At 27.7% G+C, this 13,727-nt stretch carries 15 protein-coding genes; 7 read left to right on the forward strand and 8 right to left on the reverse strand.

Annotated features, from left to right (window positions below; genetic code table 11):
- Nucleotides 1-67 precede the first annotated feature (67 nt).
- The 3 genes from ilvA to ASKIR_RS01480 all read right to left on the reverse strand — a co-directional run bounded on the left by ilvA (nucleotide 68) and on the right by ASKIR_RS01480 (nucleotide 4,224).
- A complete protein-coding gene (ilvA, locus tag ASKIR_RS01470) occupies nucleotides 68-1,273 on the reverse strand; it encodes a threonine ammonia-lyase (protein ID WP_066162713.1) in 1,206 nt (401 codons plus the stop codon).
- A 125-nt stretch (nucleotides 1,274-1,398) separates the two neighbouring features.
- Nucleotides 1,399-3,663, reverse strand: coding sequence for a 5-methyltetrahydropteroyltriglutamate--homocysteine S-methyltransferase (gene metE, locus ASKIR_RS01475; protein WP_066352716.1), 2,265 nt, complete (start codon nucleotides 3,661-3,663; stop codon nucleotides 1,399-1,401).
- A 213-nt stretch (nucleotides 3,664-3,876) separates the two neighbouring features.
- Entirely contained in the window at nucleotides 3,877-4,224 is a 348-nt protein-coding gene (locus ASKIR_RS01480) for a hypothetical protein (protein ID WP_066352713.1), read from the reverse strand.
- Nucleotides 4,225-4,334: 110 nt separating this feature from the next.
- Here ASKIR_RS01480 and trmD point away from each other — a divergent pair, with 110 nt between their 5' ends.
- The 3 genes from trmD to ASKIR_RS01495 all read left to right on the forward strand — a co-directional run bounded on the left by trmD (nucleotide 4,335) and on the right by ASKIR_RS01495 (nucleotide 6,064).
- Nucleotides 4,335-5,012, forward strand: a complete 678-nt coding sequence (gene trmD, locus ASKIR_RS01485) for a tRNA (guanosine(37)-N1)-methyltransferase TrmD (RefSeq protein WP_066352710.1) — start codon at nucleotides 4,335-4,337, stop codon at nucleotides 5,010-5,012.
- Nucleotides 5,009-5,365, forward strand: a complete 357-nt coding sequence (gene rplS / locus ASKIR_RS01490) for a 50S ribosomal protein L19 (protein WP_066352708.1) — start codon at nucleotides 5,009-5,011, stop codon at nucleotides 5,363-5,365. Before trmD ends, rplS begins: the two co-directional genes overlap by 4 nt.
- An 87-nt stretch (nucleotides 5,366-5,452) precedes the next feature.
- Nucleotides 5,453-6,064, forward strand: coding sequence for a DedA family protein (locus ASKIR_RS01495; RefSeq protein WP_066352706.1), 612 nt, complete (start codon nucleotides 5,453-5,455; stop codon nucleotides 6,062-6,064).
- Nucleotides 6,065-6,076: 12 nt separating this feature from the next.
- Here the strand turns inward: ASKIR_RS01495 and ASKIR_RS01500 are convergent, their stop codons facing one another.
- Nucleotides 6,077-7,186, reverse strand: a complete 1,110-nt coding sequence (locus ASKIR_RS01500) for an aminotransferase-like domain-containing protein (protein ID WP_066352703.1) — start codon at nucleotides 7,184-7,186, stop codon at nucleotides 6,077-6,079.
- Nucleotides 7,187-7,337: 151 nt separating this feature from the next.
- On the opposite strand from ASKIR_RS01500, the gene ASKIR_RS01505 reads away from it, so the two are divergent.
- From ASKIR_RS01505 to ASKIR_RS01520, 4 genes are read left to right on the forward strand one after another with little or no spacing between them, the layout of a single operon-like run.
- Nucleotides 7,338-8,210: an AraC family transcriptional regulator gene (locus ASKIR_RS01505; RefSeq protein ID WP_066162695.1), complete on the forward strand. Its 873-nt coding sequence runs from the start codon at nucleotides 7,338-7,340 to the stop codon at nucleotides 8,208-8,210.
- Between the two features lie 17 nt (nucleotides 8,211-8,227).
- A complete protein-coding gene (locus ASKIR_RS01510; RefSeq protein ID WP_066352701.1) occupies nucleotides 8,228-9,004 on the forward strand; it encodes an NUDIX hydrolase in 777 nt (258 codons plus the stop codon).
- 36 nt (nucleotides 9,005-9,040) lie between these two features.
- Complete coding sequence (locus ASKIR_RS01515) at nucleotides 9,041-9,424, forward strand: RidA family protein (RefSeq protein ID WP_066162688.1); 384 nt, start codon at nucleotides 9,041-9,043, stop codon at nucleotides 9,422-9,424.
- Nucleotides 9,425-9,426: 2 nt separating this feature from the next.
- Nucleotides 9,427-9,783 carry a hypothetical protein gene (locus tag ASKIR_RS01520; protein WP_066162685.1) on the forward strand — a complete coding sequence of 119 codons (357 nt, stop codon included), beginning with the start codon at nucleotides 9,427-9,429 and terminating at the stop codon, nucleotides 9,781-9,783.
- A gap of 3 nt (nucleotides 9,784-9,786) precedes the next feature.
- Here the strand turns inward: ASKIR_RS01520 and ASKIR_RS01525 are convergent, their stop codons facing one another.
- The 4 genes from ASKIR_RS01525 to ASKIR_RS01540 all read right to left on the reverse strand — a co-directional run bounded on the left by ASKIR_RS01525 (nucleotide 9,787) and on the right by ASKIR_RS01540 (nucleotide 13,713).
- Nucleotides 9,787-10,221, reverse strand: a complete 435-nt coding sequence (locus ASKIR_RS01525; protein WP_066352700.1) for a hypothetical protein — start codon at nucleotides 10,219-10,221, stop codon at nucleotides 9,787-9,789.
- 63 nt (nucleotides 10,222-10,284) lie between these two features.
- A complete protein-coding gene (locus tag ASKIR_RS01530) occupies nucleotides 10,285-12,393 on the reverse strand; it encodes a helix-hairpin-helix domain-containing protein (protein WP_306459140.1) in 2,109 nt (702 codons plus the stop codon).
- Nucleotides 12,380-12,610: a hypothetical protein gene (locus ASKIR_RS01535; protein ID WP_066162677.1), complete on the reverse strand. Its 231-nt coding sequence runs from the start codon at nucleotides 12,608-12,610 to the stop codon at nucleotides 12,380-12,382. The genes ASKIR_RS01530 and ASKIR_RS01535 overlap by 14 nt, the downstream gene beginning before the upstream one ends.
- Before the next feature lie 14 nt (nucleotides 12,611-12,624).
- Entirely contained in the window at nucleotides 12,625-13,713 is a 1,089-nt protein-coding gene (locus tag ASKIR_RS01540) for a peptidase M42 (RefSeq protein ID WP_066162674.1), read from the reverse strand.
- Nucleotides 13,714-13,727: the final 14 nt, after the last annotated feature.

Consider the following 13,727-nt stretch of genomic DNA (forward strand, 5'->3'; position numbering starts at 1 on the left):
AATTACTAAATTATGCGAGGATTATAATATTTGTTTTCTAAAATCTTTATAAATATAAAAAATTAATCTAAATTTGTTTAAATCTAAATCCCTCTTGTTTCAATTTTTCACTTATTTGCTCTTGATGCTCTTTTCCTTTTGTCTCTAAGGCAATTGTTACATGTGCTTCACCAAACTCTAATTTTAAAGAGTTTCTATCAAAATCAATTTGAACTATATTTGCAGAACATTTTGTAAATAGTTCTGTTAGTTTCATTAAAGCACCTGGTTTGTCCATAAGTGTAACGATTAGATTCATTTTTCTATGAGATTTTATTAAACCTTTTTCAATGATTAGTGAAAGCATTGTAACATCAATATTTCCACCACTAACAACTGCACAAACTTTTTTTCCAGCTATATCAACTTTATCATGCATAATTGCTGCAACACTAACAGCTCCTGCACCTTCAACCATCAATTTATGTTTTTCAAGTAAAAATAAAATTGCATTTGCAGTCTCATTATCACTAACTTCAATTATCTCATCAACATATTCCAATATAATATCAAGAAGTTTTGGAGTTACATCTCTTACGGCAATTCCATCAGCAATTGTTCTAACACTACTTGAATCAATTGGCATTCTAGCTTCAAAAGACTCTTTCATTCCTTTTGCACCGCTTGCAACAACTCCTGTTATTTTTATATTTGGATTTATACTTTTTGCTGCAATTGCAATACCAGAAATCAATCCACCACCACCAATTGGTACAATAATTTGATCAATATTTTCTATTGATTCTAAAATCTCTAAGGCAATAGTTCCTTGACCAGCAATGACTTCATCATCAGCAAATGGATGAACAAACTCTTTGTTATTATCTTTTGCAAATTTTATAGCACTTGCGTATGCCTCATCAAAATTCTCACCTGTTAAAACAACATTTGCTCCATAAGATTTAACTCCTATCACTTTTGTAAGAGGTGTTGCTTCTGGCATAAAAATAGTTGCAACACAACCAAAATATTGAGCTGCAAAAGCTAATCCTTGAGCATGATTTCCAGCACTTGCAGCTACAACACCAGCTTCTCTTTTTGCACTATCAAGCATTGCAACTTTGTTAAATGCACCTCTTAATTTAAAGCTTCCAGTAATTTGAAGGTTATCCTCTTTTAAATATATTTGAGCATTTTTTTCTTTGCTTAAAATTGGAGCTTTCATAAGTGGTGTTTTTGATATTGTATTTTCTAGCCTTTTTTTGGCATCTTTTATATCGTTTAGTGTAATCATTTGGCATCTTTTTTTAAAATTTTGTGCAAATTCTAACGAAATTTGATTAAAGAGTAGTTTTTACATAGATAGTATTATTTAAAATATATATAAAAATAGAGTCAAATCGACTCTATTTTTTATTTTTAGCTATTTTTTACAATTTTTACAGCTTCAACCATATTTTTAAGACTCTCTTTAACTTCTGGCCATTTTCGAGTTTTTAATCCACAATCTGGATTTATCCATAACTGCTCTTTTGGTAAAACTTCAATTAATGCTTTAATTTGATTTACCATCTCTTGCACACTTGGAACTCTAGGACTATGAATATCATAAATTCCAGGTCCTATTTCTTGTTTATAGTTTACATCTTTAAAGATTTTTAAAAGTCTATTTCCACTACGTGCTGTTTCAATAGAGATAACATCAGCATCCATAGCTTCAATAGTTTTTATAATATCATTAAATTCACTATAACACATATGTGTGTGAATTTGAGTATTAGCTTTTGCGCTACTTACACTTAAACGGAAGTTTTCAACTGCCCAATTTTCATAAGCTTTTATATTTTCAGCTCTTAAAGGATAACCCTCTTTAAATGCAGCTTCATCAACTTGAATCATTTTAATTCCAGCATTTTGTAAATCATCTACTTCTTTATTAATACAAAGTGCAATTTGTTTTGTTACTTCATTTCTTGGAATATCATCTCTTACAAATGACCAATTTAAAATTGTAACAGGCCCTGTTAACATACCTTTCATAACTTTTTTTGTTTTACTTTGAGCATATTTAATCCAAAGAACTGTCATAGCATTTGGTCTTGAAACATCTCCAAAAATAACAGGTGGTTTTACACATCTACTTCCATATGATTGAACCCAAGCATTAGAAGTGAATGCAAAACCTTCCAATAATTGTCCAAAATATTCAACCATATCATTTCTTTCAGGCTCTCCGTGAACTAAAACATCAAGTCCGATTTCTTCTTGAAATGCTACACAATCATCAATATATTTTTTTATTTGAGTTTCATACTCTTCTTTTGAAATTAAATTTGCTTTATAATTCTTTCTATTCTCTCTAATTTCTGGAGTTTGAGGAAATGATCCAATAGTTGTAGTTGTTAATGCATCATATTTAAAAAACTCTCTTTGAGCTTTTATTCTATCTTCAAACTTATCTTCTCTTTCAAATTTTTTTAGATTTTTAATCTCTTCTTGAATCTTTTGATTATGAATTTTAGTAGATACTTTTCTTTGAATATTATCTTGTCGATTTTTCTCAATATTTGCAATATCTTCAAGTGATAGTTTTGAGCCAAAAAACTGTTTTGAAACAAGGTTTAACTCTTTTAATTTTTCATTTGCAAATGCTAACCACGATTTAATCTCTTTATCTAAATTATCTTCATAACTTAATGTAAAAGGTACATGTAAAAGTGAACAAGAAGTTCCAACTATAATATTATCTTTTGAAACTACATTTGAGATTCTGTTTAAAAGATTTAATTTATCTTCAAAATTACTCTTCCAAATGTTTCTACCATCAATAACTCCAGCAATTAAAACTTTATTTGAATTTTTAATAAATTCTAAACTCTCTAAATTTTTAACTCCATGAATAAAATCTAGTCCTAAGGCCCAAATAGGAGTGTTTACTAAAATTTTTGTAGCTTCATTTGAGTGTTCAAAGTAAGTAGTTACAACGATTTTTATATTTTTTGAAACAGATGAGAGCTCATCATAAACTGGTTTTAAAAGTGATAGAACTTTTGGTTCTAAATCTTTTACAAACAAAGGTTCATCAAATTGAACAACAACTTCACTGTTTAATTTTGAAATCTCTTCTAGAAGCTCTTTATAAACTTTTACAACACTAGAAATATGTGTAAAAGCATCACTATTATCGACACTTTTTGATAATCCTAAATAAGTAATTGCACCAATTAAATTTATTTTTGTATTAATTCCAAGCTCAAGTGCCTCTTTATACTCCTCTATAACTTTTTTAGAGTTTAGTTTAAATGTTGTATCTTTAGAAATTTCTGGAACAATGTAGTGATAGTTTGTATTAAACCACTTTGTCATCTCCATTGCTACACAATCTTGATTTCCTCTTGCCATTGCAAAATATAACTCTTCATCTTTTAGGTGTTGAAATCTTTTTGGAATTGCTCCTAATAAAATAGAACTATCTAACATATTATCATATAGTGAAAAATCATTTGAAGCTATAAAATCTATTTTTGCCTCTTTTTGATAAGTCCAGTGTCTTTTTCTCAAATTTTCTGCTACATATTTAACTTCACTAAAATCAACTTTTTTTGCCCAATAATCTTCTAAAACCTTTTTTAGTTCTCTTTTTTCTCCAATTCTTGGGAAACCTATTACATAATTTTTTGACATATTATTAATCCTTTTAATAAAAATATTTAATTCTCTACAAAAAATGTAGATAACAAAACTTGATAAATATGAAAAAATAAAAATCTTATTTTAAATCCTCTTACGACAAGAGTTTACACACGATTGGTACCAAAAATCATAGATTTTTACCAATCGGGTAAAATTGTCTTTTTCGGACTTAAAAACGATTTAATATTAATTTTCTAACGATTATTAAAATGATAATTGTGGTGGATGTACGCCAGTTCTTCTAAATGCAAAATATGTTGTATAGTATGGACATCTAGGAATAAATTGAAAAAGTCTTACAGCAAGTGCTGTTTTTCTTTTAAAAAAGCAATCACAATGACATGGTTTAGAGTTTACTATACTACAAGATAATAAACTCTGTTCAATATCACAGGGTAACTCATCCTCTTCATCACTATTTGAAGAGATTTTTAATTTTTCATTTATATTAGTTTTTAGTGCAGTAAATTTTGCATGCAATTTTGATTGTGTTGCATACGCTTGAATTGAAGCTAATGTAAAATATTTTTTTCCAAAGCCTTTAATTTTCAAAAATTTACTCCTTATATTATTAGATGCGAAATCTATACTATTTATACTTAATAATATATAAAAAAATTTATGATAAGATTTCAGACAAAAAAATTGATTGGAATTTTATTTTGAAGTTTACTTTTGTTACACTTTTTCCCAATTTGATTGAACCATATTTAAAAGATTCTATTTTAAATAGAGCAGTTGAATCAAACTTTATAAGCTATGAGTTCTATAATCCCAGAGATTTTACAACAAACAAGCACAAAAAAGTTGATGATGCTATGGTTGGTGGAGGAGCTGGAATGCTTCTTTTTTGTCAACCACTTTTTGATTGTTTAGATGAGATAAAAAGAAAAGATAAAGATGCTTATATTATTTTTCCACTTGCTGCTGCTAAACCTTTTAGGCAAAATGATGCAAAAAGACTTGCAAAGAAAAAAAATATTGTAATGGTTAGTGGAAGATATGAGGGAATTGATGAGAGAGTTATTGAAAAATATGCTAATGAGGTTTTTAGTATTGGAGAGTATATCCTAACAGGTGGTGAGCTTCCATCTTTAGTTATGGCAGATGCAATATCTAGAAATGTTCAAGGAGTGCTTGGAAATGAGGCTTCGCTTGAAATTGAGAGTTATGAAAATAATCTTTTAGAAGCTCCATCTTTTACAAAACCAGAAAATTATGAAAATATTAGTGTCGTTAAAGAATTTTTAAAGGGAAACCATAGTAAAATTTGCGACTTAAAATTCCAGATGTCAATTTGTAAGACAAAATATTATAGACCTAGTAAGGAAAAACGATGAAAAACAGATATATAGCAAGCTTTGAAGCAGCACAAATAGCTTCTAAAGAAGTTCCAGCATTTAGAGCAGGAGATACACTAAGACTTGGTGTTGAGATTAAAGAGGGTGAGAAAAAAAGAGTTCAAACTTTCGAAGGTGTAGTAATTGGAAGAAGCGGAAACGGTGTTGATGCTACTTTTACTATTAGAAAACTTGGAGCAAATAGTATTGGTGTAGAGAGAATCTTCCCTTTATATTGCGAATCTTTAAAAACTATTGAAGTGTTAAGAAAAGGTGATGTAAGAAGAGCTAAACTTAACTATTTAAGAGCATTAAAAGGTAAAGCTGCAAAAATTAAAGAGCTAAAAAGATAATAATTAAGGCTCTTTGCCTTAATTTCTTCTAAAAATAAACTCTCTAAAAACTTCAAATTTTTTTTACTTTTTTAAAAAAGGAAAACTTTGTTATCACAAATAATTAACTTCATTGTAGAAACTGTTGGACAACTTGGTTATGCAGGTATTTTCATAATGATGTTTTTAGAGAGTTCTTTTTTTCCATTTCCATCAGAAGTTGTAATGATACCAGCTGGATATTTAGCCTATAAAGGTGAGATGAATATCTATTTTGTAATTTTCTTTGGGATTTTAGGTTCACTTGCTGGAGGAGTATTTAATTACTATTTTGCTTTAAAGCTCGGAAGAAGATTTTTAATGAGATATGGAAAATATATCTTGATTAGCGAAGATACAATATTAAAAATGGAAGAGTTTTTTAATAAACATGGTCATATCTCAACATTTTTTGGAAGATTAATTCCAGTTGTAAGACAATATATATCTTTACCAGCAGGACTCTCTCGAATGAATCTTTTTGTATTTTCATTATTTACAAGTTTAGGTGCTGGAATTTGGGTTGCTATATTAGCATTTTTAGGATATTACTTAGGTGGAAATGAAGAGCTAATAAAAGAGTATTTGCATCAAATTATTATTGCTCTTTTAGTCTTAATCGTTGTTTTTAGTTATCTGTATTATAAATTTACAAAAAGAAAAAATAGAAGAAAAATTTAAGTTGTCTATTTTTTATAGACAACTTTTTATAAGTTTAAGCCCTTTTTCAATCTGTTCAAAACTTGAGTGAGTGTAGTTAAATCTTATCTCACTATTTGGAACTTTATCTATGTAAAACTGATTTGCTGGAACATATACAACTTTTTTCTTCAAGCACTCTTGAACAAGTGCAAATGTATCAATTTTTTTATCTTCAAATCCACCATACAAAAACATTCCACCTTTTGGTGTTTGGTGCTTAAATTCAGGCATTATAGTTTTTAAAGCTTTTGAGAAAAATTGAGCTTTTGCTTGATAATCATCTCTTATTTCTTGAAGATGTTTTTCATATTTTACTTCATCTTTTAAATACTCAGCTAAAATATATTGTGAAAGCCCACAAGAGTGAAGATCAATACTCTCTTTTATAATAAGAAGAGATTTTATCTTCTCTTCATCTGCTCGTATCCAACCAATTCGTAAACTTGGAACTAAAGTTTTAGAAAAACTTCCTAAATGAAAAGAGTTATTTGGTAAACTAGCACTTATATATTTACTTTTTTTATCAAAATAAAGCTCACTATATGGGCTATCTTCTATTAAAATTCCATCATATTTTTTTACTATATTACAAACTGCTTCTCTTTTCTCACTACTATATGTTGTAGCACTTGGATTTTGAAAATCTGGAATTAAGTATGTAAGTTTTGTCTTTTTAAAACTTTTCTCAAACTCTTCAATGTTTACTCCATCATCTTCAAGTTTTACACCTTGCATTTTTAAATTATTTAGTCTAAAAATATTCATAGCTCCTAAATATGAAGGCTCTTCGATTGTAATATCTTTGTTTTCAAAAAATTTAGCCAAAATATACATTGCTTGCTGGCTTCCTGTTGTAATTAAGATATTCTCTTTTGTTGTAGCAAATCCTTCATTTGTATATCTTAAAGCAATTTGCTCTCTTAATTCATTTATTCCATTACTTATTGTGTATTGATAAACTTTTGGATTTTCTATTGCTTTTAAAGTTGCTTCTTTTAAATCTTGCGTTGGAAATAGATTTTCACTTGGAAGTCCACCTGCAAATGAGATAGTCTCTTCATCAATAGCTTCAAGTATCTCTCTAATAAATGATCTTTTCATAAAATCTCCTTTTAAATGGTTTGCAATTTAAAAAGAAACCATTAATATTTTTAAAATTTTACATCAATAAAAATATTTATACTTTACAAAAAATGCTTTTATAATTATCAATTATTGCTAAAAACATATACATTTATTGATATAATACTTTATGAAAAAATCTACTTATGAAAAAAGAGCAAAAATTGCAAATGATGTAATGAACTACATTTATAAATATATTGATACAAATATAAATATAGATGATTTAAGTTTACAATTAAATATTAGTAAGTTTCATCTTCATAGAGTTTTTAAAGAGGAGTTTGGAAAAAATATTTATGAAAGCATTAAGTCAATACGACTTGAAAAAGCTGCAAACCTATTAATTACAAATAAGTTTTCAACAATCACTAATATTTCAAATATGACTGGATATAGTTCACAAACATCTTTTTTAAGAGCCTTTAAACAAAGGTTTTCTATGACACCAAAAGAGTGGAAAAATGGTGGATATAAAGAGTATTCAAATAAAATAATTGAGAAAATATCAATTAGCAATGATTTAGATTTCTCAAATATTGAGCCAACAATTGTTAAAATGCCACAGATGAGAGGATATTATATTAGGCATAAAGGTTATGATAAATCTATTAAAAAAACATGGGCAAAGCTTCAAACTTGGATTTATACAAATGATATAAAATCTTATAAACAAATGGCTTTGCATCATGATAATCCAATTATTACTCCACTTGAAGATTGCCAATATATTGCAATTGCAGTTTTGGATGAAAATGAAGAGTTAAAAGATTTATCCCTTCCAACTTTGGATATTCCAAAGGGAATTTATGCAAAGTTTAGTTTAAGTGGAAAGTATGGAGATGTAATAAAATTAATACAGTGGGTTTATCATGTTTGGTTAATAGATAGTGGTTATGAAACAACAACAAATCCATCTTATACGATTTATGAGAAGAATCATTTTTTAAGTTTAGATGGTGAGTTTATTTTGGATTTTTATCTTCCAATAAAATATGTTTAAAGTATAAGGAAATTATTATGAAAAGTAGTATTGAATATATAGCAAATTTTAAAACAAGTCTTGACCCATACAATGGAATTACAATTTTAAGTGAAGATTTGCCAAAAGATATTTTGGAATTTGAACAGAATTTAAAAGATTTAATACAAAATGTAAAAGATAATAAAAATTTAATTTGGATCTATATAGATATAAAAAAATCAGATTTTATTCCAATTGCTACAAAGTTTGGTTTTACTTTTCACTCTTGCAATAGTGATTATATACTACTTGTGAAAGTTTTAAAAGAGAATGCAATAGTTCCAAATTTGGCAAATCATACTTTGGGAGTAGGTGCTGTTGTAATAAATAGTAAAAATGAGATTTTATTAATTAAAGAGATAATTAGAAATGAGTATTATAAGCTTCCAGGTGGACATATTGATGATGCTGAAATGATTTCTCAAGCTTTGAGTCGAGAAGTTTTTGAAGAGACTGGTGTTGTTGTAGATTTTGAAAAAATTGTATCTATAGGACATTTTTATCCACATCAATTTCATAAATCAAATCTATATGTTTTATGTCTTGCAAAGCCAAAAAGTTTAAAAATAGATGTAAAAGATAAAGAGGAGATTAGTGAAGCTATTTGGTTGGATCTTGATGAGATGTTTAAAAGAGATGATATTCATGATTACACAAAAACTATTGTAAAATCAGCATTGAGTGGTCAAGGATTATATAAAAGTGAAGATGAAATTTTATCTCATTTGAAAAATCAGTTTGAGTTGTTTTTTGTAAAAGAAAGCAAAAACTAAATATAATAGACACTTTAAAAATTAAAGGATAGAAATATGAAACATATTATAAGTACAACAAAAGCTCCAAGTGCAATTGGACCATACAATCAAGCAGTTAATTTTGGAGAGTTGATTTTTACATCGGGACAAATAGCATTAAATCCAACTACAATGGAAGTTGTAAGTGGTGGAATAAAAGAGCAAACAAGACAAGTTATGGAGAATTTAAAAGCTATTTTACAAGAGGCTGGAAGCTCTTTTGATAATGTTATTAAAACAACTTGTTTTTTATCAGATATGGATAATTTTGTTGCTTTCAACGAAGTTTATGGAGAGTATTTTCAAGTTTTATCAGCACCAGCTAGAAGTACAGTTGCCGTAAAAACATTACCAAAAAATGTTTTAGTTGAAGTAGAAGTAATAGCTTTTAAAAACTAAATATGTTTTTAGGAAAATGTCCATATTGTGATGATGGACAAATAGAGATTAGAAAAAAAGAGGTAAGAGGCAAAAAAGTAGAGCTTTATGCTTGTTCAAACGCCTCTTGGATTACCGAAGATGGAGAGTTTTTTGAACTCTCAAGCTCTTCAAAGTGTTCGTTTAGAATTTGGCAAAATGCCTTAAGTAGATATGGACACTATTTAAAACATAGTGAAATAAGAGCTTTATTAAACAATGAAGAGCTTGAATTAAAATTTAAAACTCAAAAAAGATTTGGACAAAAAGAGAGAAAGGATTACTTTAAAAAAGTAATCCTTCACCCCCAGTATGGTGTTCAAATACTATTTGATGAGTAAAATTTATAAAAAAAACATAAGTTTTGCAATCACAACAATAGCAATTGAGAGAAGCAAAGCATAAGCGTGAAAATGTTTCATAAACGAAACTGGTTCAATTTTTGCTAGTTTACAAAAAATTGTATAAACTACTCCCAAAATTATTAGTAAAACAAAAAAGAGTTTTATCCATAAAAGTATTTGTAAAGAGCTATTAAAATACCCAACTTCTTTATTAATATAGTTTGTAAACATATATATACCACTTGATATTAGTATAATTACAACTAAGGGATAGATTATAATTCCACGACCAACAATAGCACTTATCATGTTATCATAAGCCTCTTGACCAAACTTTTTTTTAACTGCTGGAAATATAAATATATCTGCAAAAATAAAACCTACAAAAATTATTGCACATAATAGATGAACTGTTTGGACTAATAGATACTCCATAAATATCCTTTTTTAATAGAATTATAATTAATAAAAAAGGTATTTATCTTAACAAAAATCAATTCATTTTAAACTCAAAGATACTCTTTGTTTCTCTAAATCTACAGCTATTACTTTTAAATTTTCTAAATTTTGATTTATACTTAAAACATCACTTGGATGAGATACTCTTTTTTCGCTAATTTGTGATATATGAAGTAGGGCATCATTTTTTATTCCAATATCTACAAATGCTCCAAAATCTGTAATATTTCTTACAACTCCACTTAAAATAAACCCCTCTTTTAAATCATTTATATCTAAAATATCATTTGAAAATTTAACACTATTAAACTCAAATCTTACATCAAGTCCTGGATTTAAGAGCTCTTTTACAATATCTTTTAATTTTATAGTTGAAATATTTAAGCTTTTTGCAATATCTTCAAACTCTTTTATATCTTTAATATCATAATTTTTTTGAAGTTTTAAAGCAATTTCATAATCTTCTGGATGAATAGAGGTATTATCTAAAATTGATAAGCCATCTTTTATTCTTAAAAATCCAACACACTGTTCATAAACTTTTGCTCCAATACCTTTTACATTTAAAAGCTCTTTTTTAGAGCTAAATTTTTTGATTTTTTCTCTATGTTCAATAATATTTAAAGCCAATTTTTCACTAATTCCAGATACAAAAGAGAGTAGTTTGTATGAAGCAGAGTTTAAATCAACTCCAACTTTATTTACTAAATCAATAGTAATATTTTCAAGTTTTTTCTCTAACTCTTTTTGATTTACATCGTGTTGGTATTGACCAATTCCAAGAGATTTTGGATCAATTTTTACCAATGCTGCCATTGGATCTCTTAATCTTTGAGCAATAGATATAGCACCTTTAATTGTTACATCAAGGTTTGGATACTCCAAAGATGCAATTTTTGAAGCTGAATAAACACTAGCTCCAATCTCACTTACAACTGCATAATTAACATCTAATCTATTCTCTTTTATTAGATTGTCAATAAAAGTTGCTGTCTCTTTACTTGCTGTTCCATTTCCAATAGCTATGCTTGTGATTTTATATCTATTGATTAAATCTAAAACTATTTTTGATGAGTTTATTAAATCCTCTTTTGGTTTTGTTGGATAAATAACACTACTATCTAAAAATTGACCATCTTCGTTTATAACTGCTAATTTACATCCGCTTTTATATCCAGGATCAACTCCAAGAATTACTTGATTTAGAAGAGGTGCAGTTAGAAGTAGCTCTTTTAGATTTTTCCCAAAAAGCTCAATTGCCTCTTTGCTTGCTTTTTCTTTTAAATTTGTTATTGCTTCTCTTTTTAGTGTTGGAAGGAGTAATCTTTTTAGTCCATCTTTAAAACCTTCAAATACTAACTCTTTTGAATCTTGTGCATCTGGTTTTATTTTATACTTTTTTATATTTTCTAAAATATAGTTCTCATCTATTTCAACTTTTATATTTAGTTGTTTTTCGTTTACAGCTCTTAAAATTGCTAAAACTCTATGAGGTTTTATATATTTTATTTTTTCACTTGTATTTGCAAAAGAGGCATAAAGACCACTTTTATCAAACTCTTTTGCAGCAGTTACTTCTAAAATTCCCCAATTATTTATTAAATTTCTAACAATATCTTTAGATCTAAAATCATCAGCATATCTTTGGGCAATTATATCTTTTGCACCACTTATAGCATCTTGAGTAGTTTTTATATTTTTATTTAAAAACTGTTTTGCTTTTTGTTCACACTCAAGTTTGCTATATCTCATACTTTGAATTATATTTGCTAATGGTTCAAGACCATTTTCAATAGCATTTGAAGTTCTTGATGATTTTTTATCTTTAAATGGTGAGTAAATATCTTCTAAAGCTTGTAAGCTTGTAGCTTCATCTAAACTTTTTTCTATATTTTCATTTAAAAAATTTCTCTCTTTTAAGAGATTTTTTATATCCTCTTTTTTATTTAAGAGTTTTTTTGAGTATTCAAAAATCTCTTCAAAATCTCTAAGCTGTTCATCTGTTGCACTATTTGTAAACTCTTTTCTATATCTTGCGATAAAGGGAATTGTACACCCCTCATCCAAAAGTTTTATTATATTTTCAATAATATTTTTACTAAGTAGCGTCTTTTTTTCTAAAATATCTATTAAATTAATCTTCGTCAAAACTTCCCTTAGAGCTAGGAGAGTAGCTATCATCAGCATAATCGTAATTATCATAGTCATCATAATCAACTGTAAATATTTTTGGGTAACCAAGTTTTACAAGCTCTTTATCAATATTCTCTTCGCTTAATCTATTTTTTACTCTATTCATAATAAGTTCAATGTCCTCTTCTTTTACATCGTTTGCTCTTAATTCATAAATAATAGCTAAATTCATTTTTTCCTTCTTGTTTAAATATTTTTAGTTTTTATGTAAAAACTGCTTAAAATAAAAATGATAGATTTAACAGACAAAATATTTGCTGTTTCATCAACAGTATGGTAACCAGTTGTGGGTATTTGCAAAGTTGTACCCTGAATCTTTTTATTAGACTCCATAATAATTCTTCCTAGTTCTGTACTTCCAATACTAATTGGTTTTAATCCCTCTTGAACTCTTTTTTTATTCTTTTCAGTTATAAATTTATCTTTACAAGAAAATGTTATTTTATTTTTTTTGCAAAACTTTTTTATCTCATCTAAAAGTGGTGATTTAAATCTTGCATTTACATCTTTGTTTCTTAATACAACCATTTGTTTATCGGCTTCTTGTCTTGATTCATAAGGACTTGTATCCAAAACAATTAATTTATCAGTTGATACTTTATTCTTTTTAAACCACTCATTTATATATCTCCAACTCTTTCCAGCCTCCTCTTGAGCTGTAAAAAAAGCTGTGCCTTCATAACCATTTTGATATAAAAAAAGAATAATTGCAGCACTAATAACATTATCAAGTTGAGCTGAGATTAGATTGCCATCTTGTTTTAGTTTATCTATAAATGCAATTGGAGTTCCTGGAAGAAGATGTGAAAGTCCATCTATTTCAAAGATTAAGTTGTTTATCTCCTCTTTTAAAAAGGCATCTTTTATTTTACCAGTTCCTAAATATGAACCACTAAAAGGATCATATGCGTGAACACCTTGATTTATATATCGTTTTGAGATTTGTTGAAAAGTTTGTTCAGAAAGAGAGTTTCCTCTTAAGTCAGATCGATTTTTTGCCAAAAAAGCTGCAAATTGAAACTCATTTGGACCTGTACAAATAACCCCGTGCCTATCAATATGAGCGCTTAAAAATCCATTTTCTGGCTCTTTACCAATGGCTACTAAAAGACCGTCATAGTGCTCTGTTTTAACACCAAGTTCATCAAGTTCTCTTTTTAAATATAGTAAAAATGAGTGCTCAGCACCTGTAACAGAAGGAACACGAATAAGTTGTTTTAGTAAATCTAAAAATAGATTAAAATTTTTTTGCTCATTTAAAAATGAAGCATTCAAGGGTATCTCCTAGA

This window comes from Aliarcobacter skirrowii CCUG 10374 (genome assembly GCF_003544835.1).
GTDB lineage: Bacteria > Campylobacterota > Campylobacteria > Campylobacterales > Arcobacteraceae > Aliarcobacter > Aliarcobacter skirrowii.

What these genes read in the sequence shown, in the direction of transcription:
- ilvA (WP_066162713.1), bottom strand. Translation starts at nt 1,273, where the DNA reads ATGATTACACTAAACGATATAAAAGATGCCAAAAAAAGGCTAGAAAAT.
- metE (WP_066352716.1), bottom strand. Translation starts at nt 3,663, where the DNA reads ATGTCAAAAAATTATGTAATAGGTTTCCCAAGAATTGGAGAAAAAAGA.
- rplS (WP_066352708.1), top strand. Translation starts at nt 5,009, where the DNA reads ATGAAAAACAGATATATAGCAAGCTTTGAAGCAGCACAAATAGCTTCT.
- ASKIR_RS01500 (WP_066352703.1), bottom strand. Translation starts at nt 7,186, where the DNA reads ATGAAAAGATCATTTATTAGAGAGATACTTGAAGCTATTGATGAAGAG.
- ASKIR_RS01505 (WP_066162695.1), top strand. Translation starts at nt 7,338, where the DNA reads ATGAAAAAATCTACTTATGAAAAAAGAGCAAAAATTGCAAATGATGTA.
- ASKIR_RS01510 (WP_066352701.1), top strand. Translation starts at nt 8,228, where the DNA reads ATGAAAAGTAGTATTGAATATATAGCAAATTTTAAAACAAGTCTTGAC.
- ASKIR_RS01515 (WP_066162688.1), top strand. Translation starts at nt 9,041, where the DNA reads ATGAAACATATTATAAGTACAACAAAAGCTCCAAGTGCAATTGGACCA.
- ASKIR_RS01520 (WP_066162685.1), top strand. Translation starts at nt 9,427, where the DNA reads ATGTTTTTAGGAAAATGTCCATATTGTGATGATGGACAAATAGAGATT.
- ASKIR_RS01525 (WP_066352700.1), bottom strand. Translation starts at nt 10,221, where the DNA reads ATGGAGTATCTATTAGTCCAAACAGTTCATCTATTATGTGCAATAATT.
- ASKIR_RS01535 (WP_066162677.1), bottom strand. Translation starts at nt 12,610, where the DNA reads ATGAATTTAGCTATTATTTATGAATTAAGAGCAAACGATGTAAAAGAA.